This is a genomic window from Streptomyces sp. ISL-94, from assembly GCF_018614075.1.
Taxonomy (GTDB): Bacteria; Actinomycetota; Actinomycetes; order Streptomycetales; family Streptomycetaceae; genus Streptomyces.
On record NZ_JAGGOZ010000085.1, the window covers coordinates 35,965 to 50,650 of the forward strand.

Here is a 14,686-nt window from a genome sequence, read left to right on the forward strand (position 1 = left end):
GTCCACTACTGTCCAGGATCCGGACGAACTCGTCTCGCATCGCGGGATGGCGTGACCGGGGTCACCCCGCGAACCCCGCCGCCCGTCCCGTGGCCCACCCCGCGCCTCGGTCGCCGACGGGGCTGGCTGGTGGTGCGGCCGAGCGGTCCCGCGCGCCTCAAAGACCGGGGCTCCGCCCCGCACGCCGCTCCTCAAACACCGGAGGGGCTGAGTATGCCCTGCCTGAGTACGCGGGTGCGGCTTCAGGACCGGGGCTCCGCCCCGGACCCCGCGCCTCAAGCGCCGGCGAGGCCGAGTGTGCCCTCGCAGGGGTTGACGGACCGGCCGCGATGCGGCTCACCCCCGCGGGGTGCACGGGTCCGGCCGGGTCAGGCGGAGGCGCCCGGCCAGGGGCCCGGGGTGGGGGATTGCGGCTTCGGTTCGATTTCCGTCTTGAAGACCTTGAAGCCGCGCCGGAGGTAGTTGTCCATCGCCGTAGGGCCGTCCAGGCTGCACGTGTGCAGCCAGACCCGCCGGGTCGGGGCCCGGCCGGGCCACCGCTCCGCGAGGTCCCACGCCCGGGCGACCCCCACCGACAGCAGGTGCCCCCCGATCCGCCGGCCCCGGAAATCCGGCAGGAGGCCGAAGTAGACGATCTCCACCACCCCGTCGTCCTGGGGGTCGAACTCCACGTACCCCGCCGGCGTGCCCCGGTCGTACGCCACCCACGTCTCCACGCCCGGCCGCCCCAGCTGCTCCACCCACTCGGCGCGGGTCAGGGACAGCCGGTCCGTCCAGTGGATGTCGCCGCCGACCGACGCGTAGAGGAAGCGGCTGAATTCGGGGGAGGGGACCTCCGCCCGGGCGATGGTGATCTCCGGGCCCGGGGGAGCCGCCGGTATCAGGTCCGAAGGAGAGGTCATCTCCAGGGACCAGGTGGTGAGGGTGATGGTGCTCATGCACGTCAGGGAACCACGCCGGGCCCCGAACGGCCCAGCCGGGCCCGGATCACCGCCGGCGCGGTGGAGTGGGGCAGCAGCGCCGCCGGGTCCTGGGGGCGGATCAGCTCCACCTCCACGTCCTCCGCGAACCGGTACGGCCGGTGCGTCAGGACGCCCGCCAGGTGGCGGCGTACGCGCGACAGCTCCGCCCGGATCGTCACCGTGCGCGTCGGATCCCCGAAGAGCTCCGCCGCCAGCTCGGCCGCCGAGCGGCCCCGCGGGCTCTCCGCCAGCAGGAACAGCAGCTCCGCGTGGCGCGGGCTCAGCTCCTGCGACCAGCTCCCGGCGGCCCCGTACACCGTCGCCGACCAGGATCCGGCCCGGCTGAGGTCCAGCACGACCCGCGTCACCCCCGTACCCGTACGGTCCTGCGCGATCCGCAGCAGCCAGCCGCCCGGCAGCGGCTCCACCGCGCAGTCCCCGAGCTGCGGCACCCACACCCGGCCCGGCCCCAGGGACTTCGGCAGCGGGACGCGGTCCACGGGGGCCAGGCCCGTCACGGCCGCCGTCCAGCCGTTCGCGTCCACGGCGAGGGCCCGCCCCGGCAGCCGCGCCAGCAGCGGGGCCGCCACCGCCCGCAACCGCTCCAGCGACTCCAGGTGCCGGATGCGCAGCTCCCGCTCGGCGAGCCGCGCCACCGAGCTCACCCACGTCAGGGTCGCCGGGTGCATGGTGGCCAGCGGCCCGCTGACGTCGACCACGCCCAGCAGCTGCCCGTCCCGCGGGTCCCGTACGGGCGCCCCCGCGCAGGTCCAGTCGTGGTGGCTGGAGACGAAGTGCTCCGCCGAGAACACCTGGACCGGCCGCCGGGCCACCAGCGCGGTGCCCACCCCGTTCGTGCCGACCACGGCTTCGTCCCAGTGGGCCCCCACGGCGAAGCCGAGCCGGTCCGCCTTGCGCAGGATGGAGCTGTGGCCCTCCCGCCACAGCAGCCGCCCGTCGGCGTCGGCGATGACCATGATGTGCAGGGCTTCGTCCAGCGCCGGCAGCAGCCCCTCCCGCAGTACCGGAAGGACCTCCCGCAGGGGCGAGACGTGCCGCCGCTCCTCGGTCTCGGCGGCCGACAGCATCCGCGAGCGCGCGTCCCGGTCCGGATGCACCCCGCCCGCCATCATCCGGCGCCAGGACTCGGCGATCTCCGGGCGCGGCGCGGCCGGCGGCCGGTCCCCGGCCAGCGCGGCCGCCCGTACCCCCTTGAGCAGCCGCGCGGCCTCCCGCGCGTCCATGGCCGAGATGCGCGCCACGTCGACCGCGCTGCCAGCGGTGTTGGCCACCAGAACCTCCCCGTGCGAACTGGACGTACGGACGTAGGCCCTACGGACGTAAAGCCTACGGACGTAAGGCCTACGGACGTGCGGACGTCAGGACGTGCGACGGAAGCCGCCCGGGCGGTCCGCGAAGACCGATTCCCCCGACCCCCCCGCGGGCGGCTGCCGATTCAAAGGTTGCAACGCTATGCAACTCTCGCCAAGTCCCGGTCACCCGACCGAAACTGTCCGGACGCCGCCCAGCGGCGTGACAGCTCCTCCTCGGGGCTTCTCGGATCAGGGGTGGTGCCGAGTCGGCGCGGCGCCACCTCTGTTCCCGGTCGACGGGCCCGGATCCCGGCTCGGAGGGGTCGTGGGGACCTTGGGGGGTCCCCGGCTCCCCCTCCTAGCCCGCGATCCGCGCCCGTTCCGCGATTCCCCGCAGGTCGAGGCTGTGCGGCAGCGTGCCGAAGGCCGTGCCCCAGTCGCCTCCCAGCCGCGAGGCGCAGAACGCGTCCGCCACCTCCGGCGGAGCCCACCGCACCAGCAGCGAGCCCTGGAGCACCAGCGCCATGCGCTCCACCACCCGGCGGGCCCGGGCCTCGATGCCCTCCAGGTCGGCGAGGTCGGTCAGCAGGTCCTTGATGGCCGAATCCAGCCGGTGGTCGGCGCCCCGGGCGAGCCCGACCTCCTGGAGGAAGGCCGCCAGTGCCTGCGGCTCGCGCTGGAGGGCCCGCAGCACGTCGAGGGCCTGGACGTTGCCCGACCCCTCCCAGATGGAGTTCAGCGGGGATTCGCGCAGCAGCCTCGGCAGCCCGGACTCCTCGACGTAGCCGTTGCCGCCCAGACACTCCAGGGCCTCCGCCACCATCGGCGTACAGCGCTTGGTCACCCAGTACTTGGCGGCGGGCACGGCGAGGCGCAGGAAGGCCTTCTCCTGCTCGGTGCCGGCGTCGTAGGCGGCCGCGAGGCGCAGGGTCAGGGTGGTGGCCGCCTCCGACTCCAGGGCGAGGTCGGCGAGGACGTTGCGCATCAGCGGCTGGTCGATGAGCGGTGCTCCGAAAGCAGAGCGGTGCTCCGTGTGGTGGACGGCCTGCGTCAGCGCCTGCCGCATCAGTGAGGCCGAGCCGATCACACAGTCCAGCCGGGTCGCCGCCACCATCTCGATGATGGTCCGCACCCCCCGGCCCTCCTCGCCCACCCGCCGCGCCCACGTCCCGTCGAACTCCACCTCGCTCGACGCGTTCGACCGGTTCCCCAGCTTGTCCTTCAGTCGCTGGATCGCGAAAACGTTGCGCGTGCCGTCCGGCAGCACGCGCGGCACCAGGAAGCAGGTCAGTCCTCCCGGCGCCTGCGCCAGCACCAGGAAGCCGTCGCACATCGGCGCCGAGCAGAACCACTTGTGCCCGGTCAGCAGGTACTCGCCGGACGCGTCCAGCGGCACCGCCGCCGTCGTGTTCGCCCGTACGTCGCTCCCGCCCTGCTTCTCCGTCATCCCCATGCCGAAGAGCACACCGGCCTTCTGCGCGGCCGGCCGCAGCCCCTCCTCGTACACGTGCGAGGTCAGCCGGGGCTCCCATTCGGCGGCCAGCTCCGGATCGGCCCGCAGCGCCGGTACGGCGGCATGCGTCATCGAGACCGGGCAGCCGTGCCCCGACTCGGCCTGGGACCACACGAAGAATCCGGCGGCGCGGCGCAGATGCCCCGCCGGCCGCCCCCAGGCGTCGGTCAGCCCGGCGGACACGGCGTGCCCGAGCAGCCGGTGCCAGGCCGGGTGGAACTCCACCTCGTCGATCCGGTTGCCGTAGCGGTCGTGCGTCCGCAGCTTCGGCGGATTCTCGTTCGCCTGGGTCCCCCATTCCTGGGCCTGGGCGGAACCTGCGGTACGCCCCAGTCCGGTGAGTTCCGCGCGCACCTCGCCGAGGAGTTCGGGGTCCGCGGAGGCGAGATGACGCTCCACGCCCTCGGTGAGGGCGCGGTCGCCCCCGTAGACGTCGTAGCCCACCAGGGGCGGGGCCTGATTGGTGACTGTGTGGGTGGTGGCTGCCATACGGATACCGTAAGGACGTGCAGCCAGCAAAAGAAACACCCGAGGGGATCCCAGGACGCCATGGACGGCTCCACCGGGCCCGCGCCCTCTACCGGAACGTCTCCAAACGGAAGATGGGCTGGCTGCTGCTGAAGGACACCGTCAACTCGTGCATCGAGTACCGGATCCTCGGGCTCGCGGCCGAGGCGGCCTTCTTCACCCTGCTCTCCCTGCCCCCGCTCTTCCTCGGCCTGCTCGGGCTGCTCGGCTACGTGGACGGCTGGACCGATACACAGACCGTGGCCAGCATCGAGGAGAACATCCTGCGGGCCGTCGGCACGGTCCTCTCGGACCGCGGCGTCAACGACATCGCCCGGCCCCTGCTCGACGACGTCACCGGCCGCGGGCGCCCGGACCTGATCTCGCTCGGCTTCGCCTTCGCCCTGTGGTCCGGCTCGCGCGCCGTGAACGTCTTCATCGACACCATCACCGTGATGTACGGGCTCGACGGGCACCGCGGGATCGTCAAGACCCGGCTGCTGGCCTTCCTGCTGTACGTGATCGCGCTGCTCATCGGCGCGATCGTGCTGCCGCTGATGGTGGTCGGACCGGACGCGGTGGTCCGGCTGGTGCCTTGGGGCACCGAGGTCATCGCCGTCCTGTACTGGCCGACCGTGACCCTGCTGTCCATCGCCTTCCTGACGACGCTCTACCACGTGTCCGTGCCGGTGCGCTCGCCGTGGATCGAGGACGTGCCAGGTTCGCTGGTGGCCCTCGCCATGTGGGTGCTGGGCTCGTTCCTGCTGCGGATCTACCTGACCAACACGGTGGAGGGGCCCACGATCTACGGCTCGCTGGCCGCCCCGGTGGCCGTCCTCCTGTGGATCGGCATCTCGGCCTTCGCGGTGCTCGTGGGCGCCGCCGTGAACGCGGCCATCGACCGGGTCTGGCCGTCCGTGGCCACGGCGGCGGCGCGCGAGGCGAACGAGCGGGCGCGTGAAGCGGAGGCCGCGCAGCTGATCGCGCGGGCCGCCGCCTGGCGGGCGATGGCGGAGGGCGAGTCGGAGGACGACGAGGACGAGGGCATGCCGTCGGAGTTCCCGGAGCGCTGGTCGAGGTTCCTGCCGCCGGAGGACTACTCGTCCCGGCTGCGCAAGCACTGACCCGCGCGCGGGCCGGGGGGCCGCCCTGGCCGGGAACCGTGCCGGGGCCTGACGGCTGGCTCCGGCTCGGGGCCGGCTCCCGGGCCCTGCCCCTGGGTCTGGCCGGGCGCCGTGGCCGGGGCTCCGCCCCGGACCCCGCGCCTCAAACGCCGGCGGGGCTGGATTCTGCCCGGCGTCAGCCCGTTGCTGCGGGCCGCGAAGCGCAATCTCAGCCGCGCCGGCGTTTGAGCCACGGGGGTCCGGGGCCGGGGCGCGGACGGTGGTTCAGCCCCGGCGGCGTGCGGCCACCACGGCGCACACCACCGCCAGCGGCAGCTCCGCCCCCGCCGCCAGCAGGAGCGCCATGCCCTGGCCGCCGGTCCCGGCCGAGGTCGTGACGTCGAACCAGGCGTCCGTCACGAGCAGCGCGGCGGTCGCGGCCGCCACCGGGGAGACGCGCGGGTCCCCCTTGCGCAGCAGCATCCCCGTCCCGGTCAGCCCGGCGGCCAGCATCAGGTCCAGCCCGATCCACGCGGTGGCCCAGTTCGAGACCTCGGCGGTCTGCGGCACGGTCTTGGCCAGGACGAGCATCCAGGGCACCAGCGCCACACCGGCTCCGGTCAGGGCGGTGGCGAGCCGGGCGTTGGCCGGCCGGGCGTCGACAGGCCGGGGGTTGGCAGGCCCGGGGGTGCGCCGGGTGCGCCAGGCGCGGGCCTGAGGGGTGACAAGTGCCATGGCTGCGGGTCTCCTTCCGGCCCGGCGGTCCGTCCCCTGGGCACACCACCAGCCTCGCCCGCCGGGCCGCCGAGATCAGTAACCCCACGGTCCGAACCGGGGGTGGTGCCAGGTACACCCCCGGGCGGGCACCAGCGTGATGGCAGGCCCCTGATCAGTGCGATTACCGTACGGACATGGCAACTCCCGGCCCGCTGCGGCGTGCGTACACCTGGACCGCGGGCCACGCACCGTGGTCGGCGTGGGCCTGGCGCCACACCGCCTTCACGGTGGCGGCGATCCCGCCGGCCCTCCCCGCCCTCCTGGGCCTCGCCTACGCGGCGATGGCGCCCGGGCACAGCGTGGTCCCGCTGCTGCTGATCCTGGCGCTGTCCCCGCTGCTCACCCTGCTCCAGCGCAGCCGCTTCCGGGCGCTGCTCGGCCTCGACGTGCCGGCGATCGTGCGGCAGAGCCCGTGGCCGAGCCCGCGCGGGCTGGTCGAGCGGGTGCGCTCCGAGGCGACCTGGCGGCAGTACGGCTACCACCTCCTCGTCAGCCCGCTCGCTGCCGTCGCCGGCGCCCTGGTGGTCCTGGCCTGGGCGCTCGGCGCGGCCGCCGCGAGCGCCTATGGCTGGTTCTGGATCCTGCCCGCGCAAACCCGTACTCCCGGCTGGACCGCCGACTACGACCTCATCACCGCCGGCGGCATCCTGCTGCTCCTGGCCGCGCCCTGGCTCGCCGCGCTCTGCACCCGCCTGGACGCCTTCGCCGCGGCCGCCCTCCTCGGCCCGAACCGGGCCCGCGAACTGGAGCGGCGCGTCGAGGACCTGGCGGAGAGCCGGGCCGGGGTGCTCGACGCCGCAGACCTCGAACGCCGCCGGATCGAGCGGGACTTGCACGACGGAGCCCAGCAGCGGCTCGTCTCCCTCGCCATGAACCTCGGCATCGCCCGCGCCACCCTGCCCGACCTGCCGCCCGAGGCCAAGGCCGTCATCGACGAGGCCCACCGGGAGGCGAAGGAGGCCATCGAGGAGCTCAACAACCTCGTACGCGGCCTGCATCCGGCCGTGCTGGAGGACCGCGGCCTGGACGCCGCGCTCTCCGGGATCGCTGCCCGCGCCCCCTTCCCCGTCGAGCTGACCGTGGACCTCGCGTCCCGCCCGGGGGCCACCGTGGAGGCCGTCGCCTACTTCGTGGTCTCGGAAACCCTGGCCAATGTGGCCAAGCACGCCCAAGCGGACCACTGTTCGGTACGGATCACACGAGCGGCGGGCCGCCGGGGCGACGTCCTGACCGTCACCGTCACCGACGACGGGGTGGGCGGAGCCGACCCGGGGCGCGGCACCGGGCTGGTGGGCCTGCGCAAACGCGTAGGGTCGGTCGACGGAACCATCATGATCGACAGCCCCCTCGGGGGCCCGACCGTCATCACTGTGGAGCTGCCGTGCGGGCTGTGATCGCCGAGGACTCCGTCCTGCTGCGCATAGGACTTGTCAAAGTCCTCGAAATGGCCGGATTCGAGGTGGCCGCCGAGACGGGTGACGCCGAGGCGCTGCTCGCCGCGGTGGAGCAACACCGCCCCGAACTGGCGCTCGTGGACGTACGGATGCCACCCGGCTTCACCGACGAGGGGGTGCGGGCGGCCCTGATGATCCGCCAACAGAGCCCCGGCACAGCGGTGTTGCTGCTCTCGCAGTACGTCGAGGAGCGGTACGCCGCCGACCTCCTGGCCGCGCAGAGCGGCTCGGGCATCGGCTACCTGCTCAAGCAGCGGGTCGCCGACGTCGAGGACTTCATCGACGCCCTGCGGCGCGTCGCCTCCGGGGGCACCGCGCTCGACCCGCAGGTCGTCGCCCAGCTCCTGCTGCGCCGCGGTGGCGGTCCGGACCCCCTCGAACGCCTCACCCCACGCGAGCGCGAGGTGCTGGCCCTGATGGCCGAGGGCCGCTCCAACGCCGGGGTCGCGGCCGAACTCGTGGTGGGCGAGAGCGCGGTGGCCAAGCACATCAACAGCATCTTCGCCAAGCTCGACCTACCGCCGGCGGACGGAGACCACCGCCGGGTCCTCGCGGTCCTGCGCTTCCTGGACGGCACACCGTGACCCCGACCGGCCAGGCCGCCCCGGCCCGCGCATGGCAGCGTACGGCGTGGATCACCGCGGCGATCCTGAGCGCCCTCCTGGTCGTGGCGCCGGCCACCTGGCAGGCGTGGTCGTACACGACCTCCCGGAGCCGCGTCGTGAACGGCGGCAGCGACGGCCGCCCGGTGACCGCGCTGGAGATCGTGGCCGGCGGCGCGAACGTGACCGTCACCCCGCGCGCGGACCAGGAGGTCGGCTACCGCGCCGAGATGAGCTGGTCGCTGAAGGCGCCCGCGATCGAGGAGAGCTGGCTCGGCGACACGCTGAGACTGACCCCGCACTGCCCCGGCATGGGCAGTTGGCCGGCCTCGGGGGCCGGCTGCGCGGTCCTGCTGGGCGTCACCGTGCCCGTCGGCATCCCGGTGAAGGTGACGGCCGGATCGGGCCAGGTCGACATCAGCGGCCTCGGCGGAACCGTCGACGCGGACATCGGCTCCGGCCGGGTCAGCCTCACGGCGCTCCGCGGGGCCCTGCGCGCCAAGGTCGGTTCCGGCAACCTGGTGGCCACCGGCCTCACCTCTGCCGAGGCCGACATCCGGGTCGATTCCGGCCGGGCCGCCGCGGCCTTCCTCACCCCGCCGGACCACGTGACCGCCCGCGCCGGCTCGGGCCGCGTGGCGCTCACCGTGCCCGCGGCCACCCGCTTCCGCGTCACCTGCGAGGCGACCGGCGGCCGCTGCGAGACCCCGCCCGCACTCCACGACCCGGCCTCCCCGCGCACCCTGGACCTGCGGGCCGCCGTCGGCCGCGCCGAGGCCTCCTACGGAGCAGGTCAGCGTTCCGAGAGTTCCGACGGTGCCTCCTGGACCACCCAGCCGTTGCCGTCCGGGTCCTCGAAGGTGAGGAAGGAGTTCCAGGTGTCGCCCTTGCCGTCCGCCCAGCCCGTCGTGCCGAGGTGGCGGACCGGGGAGACGGCCACGCCTCGGGTGACCAACTCGTCGCGAGCCGCCTCGATGTCCGTGACGCAGAGCTGGAGGCCCTGCAGGGTGCCCGGGGCCGTCTTCTTCGTGCCGGGCGCCGCGGGCATGCCGTGTTCCAGCGCGATCGAACACCGCGAGCCGGGCGGGGTGAGCTGGATGATGCGGACGCCGGGGGCGACCTCGTCGTCGAGGTCGACCTGGAAGCCGGCCTTGTCGGCGTAGAACTCCTTCGCCCGGTCCATGTCGGTGACAGGGACCAGAACGACTTCGAGCGTCCAGTTCACGGCAGGTCTCCTCGGGAGTGCGACAACGCCAGGGGCGGGTCCACGGTCGCCCACGCAGGAGCCGCCGCGCACGCCGAAACGCCCGTCCTCCCGGGACTCGCCGAAAAAACAATTGGCCCCGGCGCGCGGGGCCTTGTTACGGTGGATCCGTTCCCGCCGATCGGCCGGAGAACACCGGCGCGTGCCTGACCAGGAGGTGAGTTCATTGATGACTGTCGTTGCGCAGGGCGCTGCCCGCACTCAGAAGACCATCAATGTCACTTCCGTGGTCTCCGGCTGACCTCACACTTCTCCGCGCGCCGCCGAGCGAGCGCGCGTGCTGCCGGGGCCACCCTGTGAAGGGTTCCCCTTGTCTTACTCCTCTTCTTTCCCGCAGGCCTCGCTCTCGCACGTCCTCACCCCCTTCGGGTGGGACGACGCGTGGGCGGCCGAGTTCGCCCCGTACGCCGAGCAGGGCCTCGTGCCCGGCCGGGTCGTACGCGTCGACCGCGGTCAGTGCGACGTCATGACCGCGGACGGCATCGTCCGCGCCGACACCGCCTTCGTCACCCCGCACGACCCGCTCCGGGTCCTCTGCACCGGTGACTGGGCGGCCGTGGAGGCGTCCGGAAACCCGCGTTACGTGAAGGCGTACCTGCCGCGCCGGACCGCCTTCGTACGGTCCACCTCCTCCCAGCGGTCCGAGGGGCAGATCCTCGCCGCCAACGTCGACCACGCGATCATCGCCGTCTCCCTCGCCGTCGAACTGGACCTGGGGCGCATCGAGCGGTTCCTGGCCCTGGCGTGGGAATCGGGGGCGCAGCCGCTGGTCGTCCTCACCAAGGCGGACCTGGTCCCGGACCCGGCGACGCTGGGCCACCTGGTCCAGGACGTGGAGACCGCCGGCCCGGGGGTCCAGGTCCTCACCGTGTCCGCCGTCACCGGGGAGGGCACGGACATCCTCGCCGCCGTCCTCGGGGGCGGTACGAGCGTGCTGCTCGGCATCTCCGGCGCCGGCAAGTCCACGCTGGCCAACGCGCTGCTCGGGGCCGAGGTCATGGAGGTCCAGGAGGCCCGCGAGGTCGACGGCAAGGGCCGGCACACCACGACGACCCGCAACCTGCTCGCCCTGCCGGGCGGCGGCGTCCTGATCGACACCCCGGGGCTGCGGGGGGTGGGACTCTGGGACGCCGAGGCCGGGGTCGGCCAGGTCTTCTCGGAGATCGAGGCGTACGCGCAGCGGTGCCGCTTCCACGACTGCGCGCACGAGGCGGAGCCGGGGTGTGCGGTGCTGGGGGCGGTGGAGGCGGGCATGCTGCCGGAACGCCGCCTGGAGAGCTACCGGAAGCTGTTGCGGGAGAACCAGCGGATCGTGGCGAAGACGGATGCGCGGCTGCGGGCCGACCTTCGGCGGGACTGGCGGCTGAAGACGGCGCAGGGCCGGGCCAATTACGCCGCCAAGCGGGGCGGCCGCGCCTGACCCGACCGGGGCCCCGTCCCCCCGCCGGCGCCGCCGCAGCGGATGCTCCGCCCCCGAGCCCCCGCGCCGCAAACGCCGGCGGGGCCGGGGGTCGGGGCTCCGGCCCGGGTTCCGGCTGCGGCGCCGCTGCCGGGGGCCAGCCCCCGGACCCCCGCGCCTCAAACGCCGGCGGGGCTGGGTGGGTGCGCCTCATGCGCGGGCGGGGCTGGGTGGGTGTGCCTCATGCGCGGGCGGGGCTGGGTGGGTGTGTCGCGCATGTGCCGGCGGGGCTGGGTGGGTGCGCCTCAAGCGTTGGCGGGGCTGGATTGGATGAGCTGCCCTGTGACGTGCCGCCCGGTGGGGCGCAGCAGCCCACTGGTCCTTGAGCCGCACCGACGGCCGGTGCCGGCCAGCCCTGTCGGGCCCGAGGGTCTTTGAGCCGCACCTGACGGCGGATGCCGGCCCAAAACCAGCCCCGCCGGCGTTTGAGGCGCGGGGTGCGGGGCGGAGCCCCGGTTGGTGAGCCGCACCGGCGCGCTCGGGGCCCCGCCTGGGGGTCGGGGGCGTCAGACCCCCGCTGCCACCGAGCCCAGCCACGCCCCCACCACCAGCAGGCACGCGAACAGCTCCACCAGCACGCTCGTGCCCACCGCCCGCATCACCGCCCGCGCCGAAGCCCACGCCTCCCCGTGCGTTCCCAGGCGGAGCCGCTCGCACAGGTAGATGCCGCCCAGGAAACCCGGGACCGCCCCCAGCACCGGGACCAGTACGAACCCCAGCACCGCCCCGGCGCCCGCGAACACCGCCATCCGGCGGGTGACCCCCACCCCCCGCAGCCGCCGCGGCGGGAGCTGCCACTTCACCACCTGGACCACCAGCAGCAGGGCCGTCGCCGCGACCAGCAGGGCCCACGCCGCCGCCGACCGCTCGTGCAGCGCCCACCACATCAGCCCCGCCCACACCAGCAAAGTGCCCGGCACACCCGGGACCAGCACGCCGACCACCCCGAGCAGCAGCACCAGCCCCACCAGAAGCAGCTGAGGCAGATCCATCTGCCCAGCGTGACCGACCAGGGGCTATCGGGCCACCCAGCCCCGTTCGTACGCGTGCCAGCCCAGCTGGAGCCGCGTCGTGACCCCGGACAGCTCCATCAGCCCCTTCACCCGGCGCTGTACCGTCCGCAGGCCCAGCTCCAGGTGCTTCGCCACGCTCGCGTCCGTCATCCCCGCCAACAGCAGGGTCAGGACCTCCAGGTCCGTGGCGTCCGGACAGCCGTCGGACTCCTCCGGCGCGCCGGTCGCGCCCAGCCGCAGCGGCAGCGACTCCCGCCACACCGCCTCGAACAGTCCCATCAGGGATTCCAGCAGCCCCGACGCGTGCACCACCAGCGCCGCCGGCTCCGCGCCGCGCTTGGTCAGCGGGACCATGGCGAGGGTCCGGTCCGCGATCACCAGTTTCGTCGGGACCTCGCCCGTCACCCGCACCTGTTCGCCCCGGGCCAGCGCCGTCGACGCCTCCCGGATGCCGCTCGGCCCGGTCAGCACCTCCCGCTCGATCACCACCCGGTAGTCGACGCCCCGTACGGAGGCCCGTTCCTCCGCCCCGTTGTCGGGGCCCGCCACCACCTGCGGACGGCCGCTGACCAGCGCGCACACCTCCTCCACCGCGCCCAGCTGGAGCTGGTGGAAGCGGTGCGCCACCGCGCTCGCGCCCGTGACCACCTCCACCAGGTCGTGCACGGCCGGCTCGGAGGCCTCCGCCCGGTACTCCTCGGCCAGCAGCGCCGCCGCCAGCTCCGCCTGCTCCAGCTCGTGCCGCTGCTGGGTGAGGAGGGCCCCGAGGGCGACCCCGGGCGGCGCCGCGACCCAGCGCCCCGGCCGCGCCGAGGACTGCGCGGCCAGCCCCTGCCGCTCCAGGTGCTGCAGCGCCCGTTCCGTCTGCGGCACCGGCAACGCCAGCCGGTGCGCCAGGTCGGGCACCTCCGCCGCCCCCAGCGCCACCAGGGCCCGGTACGCCGACTCCTGGCCCTCGTCCAGGCCTATCGCACCCAGCAACGCGTCCACCCTCCCTTTCGCCCTGCGCCTGGCGGGAAGCGGCCATGGCGCAAACCCGCCCGGGCCATCATCGCCGCACCCCCCGCCCCTTTGCCAAGGTGACGCCGCCGCAGCACCAACATCCGTCGGCCGGAAGCCAGTTGCGCGGCACCTTTGCCATGCATTGCCGTAGTTGGCCGGAATTCGCCTGCGGAGAGCGATGCGCCGATATCGCGTACGGCACTGGGAACGGCCACCGCGGCCCCCTTGGCCGTCTCCGCCGTGGGCCCGTCCACGGCACAGCCGAGCGGCGGAGCGCCGGACAGGAGACCCGTCGTCGGGAGCGGGGCGGCCGGAAAGCAGTCCACCGCGCCCGTCACCGTGACCCTGGTCACCGGAGACCGGATCCTGGTCTCCACCGACACCGCGGGCCGCACAGCGGCCACCGCCATGCCGCGGCCGGACGGCTCGCAGCCGCTCGTGCAGACCCGCCAGGGCGGCAACGACCCGTACATCTACCCGAAGCGCGGTCAGGCGCTCGCCGCGGGCAAGGCCGACCACGAACTCTTCAACGTCACCGGCCTCATCCGGCAGGGCCACGACGACGCCCACACCAAAACGCTCCCCCTGATCGCGGTCTACGACGGCTCCGTGTCCGGCGGCCTGGACAAGCTCGGGCTGGACGGCAAGGTCCAAGCGAACCTGGAGCGTTCCACGAAGCAGGTGGACGCCCCCGCCGCCTGGGCCGCCGGCTACGACGGCAAGGGCACCACGGTCGCCGTCCTCGACACCGGCAGGCCAGCGCGCAGCACACCTACACAAGGGCCAGAAGACGACGGCCAGTTGGTACGACGGGGTCATCGACCCGGCCGAGCCGCGGGACCTCTCGGGCCAGGAGACCCTCGCCGCGGAGCGGCAGGGCAACCTGATCGGCTTCGCCCCCGCGATGTGGGGCGACAGCGGCCACGCCGCGCAGCAGGGCTCCTTCGGTGACGTCGGCGGGCCCGTGCTCAAGCGCAACGGCGAGGTCATCGGGGACAGCTGGTACCCGTTCGGCGTCTTCGAGATCCCGGCCGAGGAGGGCCGCTGCGAACTGACGGCGGCGAAGATGAGCGAGCGCGGCGGCACGTGGACCGCAGTCGTGGACCATGCCGGGGCCGGCGGCAGGCCGGTGTCGCTGAAGGTCGAACTGACCGACGCGAACGGCGCTTCGGTCACCCAGCCGGTCGCGCGGACGTACGACGTCCGCTCATCCGTACGGGTCATGCGGAAGGGGTCCACCGGGCGGGGGCCCGGTGGACTTTTTTCGCGCATTCGACGTTTTCGGTCCGTGCGGGAGGCCCAGAATGAGGGCATGAGTCAGCAGGGCGCGGGCGCGGACGACTGGTGGCAGAAGCTCTACGAGGACCCGGAGGCGGGACCGGAGGCCGACCCGGGGGACACCCTGGACAACCGGTTCCGCTCTGCGTCGGTCCTGACCACGGACCCGGCCGCCGCGCCGCCGGAACCGGCCGTGCCGCCGCTGCCGCCCGCATGGCCGCCGGAGCCGTCGCGGGCCGCCTTCCCGAACCCCCGCCCCGAACCGCCGTCCGCCCCGCCGCTCCCCCCGGCCACGCCTGTGCCGGCCCGGCCTGCCGATCCGGCGCCGACCCGGGATTCCGCCGTGCCCGGCCGGCCGCCGGTGGCGGACGCCGGCCGTCCGGAGTCGGCGCCGCCTCCGCCTCCCCCTCCGCCCCCGCCTCCGCCCCCGCCCCGGCCG

Annotated in this window: 13 protein-coding genes and 1 pseudogene; 6 read left to right on the plus strand and 8 right to left on the minus strand. The window is 74.1% G+C overall.

Annotated elements, in window-relative coordinates; genetic code table 11:
* Window positions 1-368: 368 nt before the first annotated feature.
* From J7E94_RS25255 to J7E94_RS25265, 3 genes are all read right to left on the minus strand, one after another.
* Window positions 369-938 carry a GNAT family N-acetyltransferase gene (locus J7E94_RS25255; RefSeq protein WP_215019086.1) on the minus strand — a complete coding sequence of 190 codons (570 nt, stop codon included), beginning with the start codon at window positions 936-938 and terminating at the stop codon, window positions 369-371.
* A gap of 5 nt (window positions 939-943) precedes the next feature.
* Window positions 944-2,206, minus strand: coding sequence for a GAF domain-containing protein (locus J7E94_RS25260; protein WP_215019100.1), 1,263 nt, complete (start codon window positions 2,204-2,206; stop codon window positions 944-946).
* Between the two features lie 427 nt (window positions 2,207-2,633).
* On the minus strand, window positions 2,634-4,277 hold the full coding sequence (locus J7E94_RS25265) for an acyl-CoA dehydrogenase family protein (protein ID WP_215019087.1): 1,644 nt from the start codon (window positions 4,275-4,277) through the stop codon (window positions 2,634-2,636).
* Between the two features lie 17 nt (window positions 4,278-4,294).
* On the opposite strand from J7E94_RS25265, the gene J7E94_RS25270 reads away from it, so the two are divergent.
* Window positions 4,295-5,419 (plus strand): YihY/virulence factor BrkB family protein, encoded by a 1,125-nt coding sequence (locus J7E94_RS25270; protein WP_215019088.1) that lies wholly within the window; start codon window positions 4,295-4,297, stop codon window positions 5,417-5,419.
* Window positions 5,420-5,683: 264 nt separating this feature from the next.
* Here the strand turns inward: J7E94_RS25270 and J7E94_RS25275 are convergent, their stop codons facing one another.
* The gene (locus tag J7E94_RS25275; RefSeq protein WP_215019089.1) at window positions 5,684-6,133 is read right to left on the minus strand and encodes a hypothetical protein; all 450 of its coding nucleotides are present in this window, start codon (window positions 6,131-6,133) and stop codon (window positions 5,684-5,686) included.
* A 176-nt stretch (window positions 6,134-6,309) separates the two neighbouring features.
* Here J7E94_RS25275 and J7E94_RS25280 point away from each other — a divergent pair, with 176 nt between their 5' ends.
* Both J7E94_RS25280 and J7E94_RS25285 read left to right on the plus strand, forming a co-directional pair.
* Window positions 6,310-7,569, plus strand: a complete 1,260-nt coding sequence (locus J7E94_RS25280) for a sensor histidine kinase (protein WP_215019090.1) — start codon at window positions 6,310-6,312, stop codon at window positions 7,567-7,569.
* A complete protein-coding gene (locus J7E94_RS25285; RefSeq protein WP_215019091.1) occupies window positions 7,557-8,213 on the plus strand; it encodes a response regulator transcription factor in 657 nt (218 codons plus the stop codon). The genes J7E94_RS25280 and J7E94_RS25285 overlap by 13 nt, the downstream gene beginning before the upstream one ends.
* Before the next feature lie 235 nt (window positions 8,214-8,448).
* On the opposite strand, the gene J7E94_RS25290 is transcribed toward J7E94_RS25285, so the two are convergent.
* The gene (locus J7E94_RS25290; RefSeq protein ID WP_215019092.1) at window positions 8,449-8,706 is read right to left on the minus strand and encodes a hypothetical protein; all 258 of its coding nucleotides are present in this window, start codon (window positions 8,704-8,706) and stop codon (window positions 8,449-8,451) included.
* A 318-nt stretch (window positions 8,707-9,024) separates the two neighbouring features.
* The gene (locus tag J7E94_RS25295; protein WP_215019093.1) at window positions 9,025-9,456 is read right to left on the minus strand and encodes a VOC family protein; all 432 of its coding nucleotides are present in this window, start codon (window positions 9,454-9,456) and stop codon (window positions 9,025-9,027) included.
* Window positions 9,457-9,805: 349 nt separating this feature from the next.
* Between J7E94_RS25295 and rsgA the strand changes: the two genes are divergently transcribed.
* On the plus strand, window positions 9,806-10,915 hold the full coding sequence (gene rsgA / locus J7E94_RS25300) for a ribosome small subunit-dependent GTPase A (protein ID WP_251057200.1): 1,110 nt from the start codon (window positions 9,806-9,808) through the stop codon (window positions 10,913-10,915).
* Window positions 10,916-11,460: 545 nt separating this feature from the next.
* Here the strand turns inward: rsgA and J7E94_RS25305 are convergent.
* Together J7E94_RS25305 and J7E94_RS25310 are read right to left on the minus strand one after the other, a co-directional pair.
* On the minus strand, window positions 11,461-11,946 hold the full coding sequence (locus J7E94_RS25305) for a DUF456 domain-containing protein (protein WP_215019094.1): 486 nt from the start codon (window positions 11,944-11,946) through the stop codon (window positions 11,461-11,463).
* A 24-nt stretch (window positions 11,947-11,970) separates the two neighbouring features.
* Window positions 11,971-12,948 carry a helix-turn-helix domain-containing protein gene (locus tag J7E94_RS25310; RefSeq protein ID WP_215019095.1) on the minus strand — a complete coding sequence of 326 codons (978 nt, stop codon included), beginning with the start codon at window positions 12,946-12,948 and terminating at the stop codon, window positions 11,971-11,973.
* A 246-nt stretch (window positions 12,949-13,194) separates the two neighbouring features.
* On the opposite strand from J7E94_RS25310, the gene J7E94_RS25315 reads away from it, so the two are divergent.
* Window positions 13,195-13,920 carry a hypothetical protein gene (locus J7E94_RS25315; RefSeq protein WP_215019096.1) on the plus strand — a complete coding sequence of 242 codons (726 nt, stop codon included), beginning with the start codon at window positions 13,195-13,197 and terminating at the stop codon, window positions 13,918-13,920.
* Window positions 13,874-14,686, plus strand: a pseudogene (locus tag J7E94_RS35490) (hypothetical protein); the annotation flags it as partial. The gene J7E94_RS25315 and the pseudogene J7E94_RS35490, both read left to right, overlap by 47 nt.

What these genes read in the sequence shown, in the direction of transcription:
- J7E94_RS25255 (WP_215019086.1), bottom strand. Translation starts at nt 938, where the DNA reads ATGAGCACCATCACCCTCACCACCTGGTCCCTGGAGATGACCTCTCCT.
- J7E94_RS25260 (WP_215019100.1), bottom strand. Translation starts at nt 2,206, where the DNA reads ATGGACGCGCGGGAGGCCGCGCGGCTGCTCAAGGGGGTACGGGCGGCC.
- J7E94_RS25265 (WP_215019087.1), bottom strand. Translation starts at nt 4,277, where the DNA reads ATGGCAGCCACCACCCACACAGTCACCAATCAGGCCCCGCCCCTGGTG.
- J7E94_RS25275 (WP_215019089.1), bottom strand. Translation starts at nt 6,133, where the DNA reads ATGGCACTTGTCACCCCTCAGGCCCGCGCCTGGCGCACCCGGCGCACC.
- J7E94_RS25280 (WP_215019090.1), top strand. Translation starts at nt 6,310, where the DNA reads ATGGCAACTCCCGGCCCGCTGCGGCGTGCGTACACCTGGACCGCGGGC.
- J7E94_RS25305 (WP_215019094.1), bottom strand. Translation starts at nt 11,946, where the DNA reads ATGGATCTGCCTCAGCTGCTTCTGGTGGGGCTGGTGCTGCTGCTCGGG.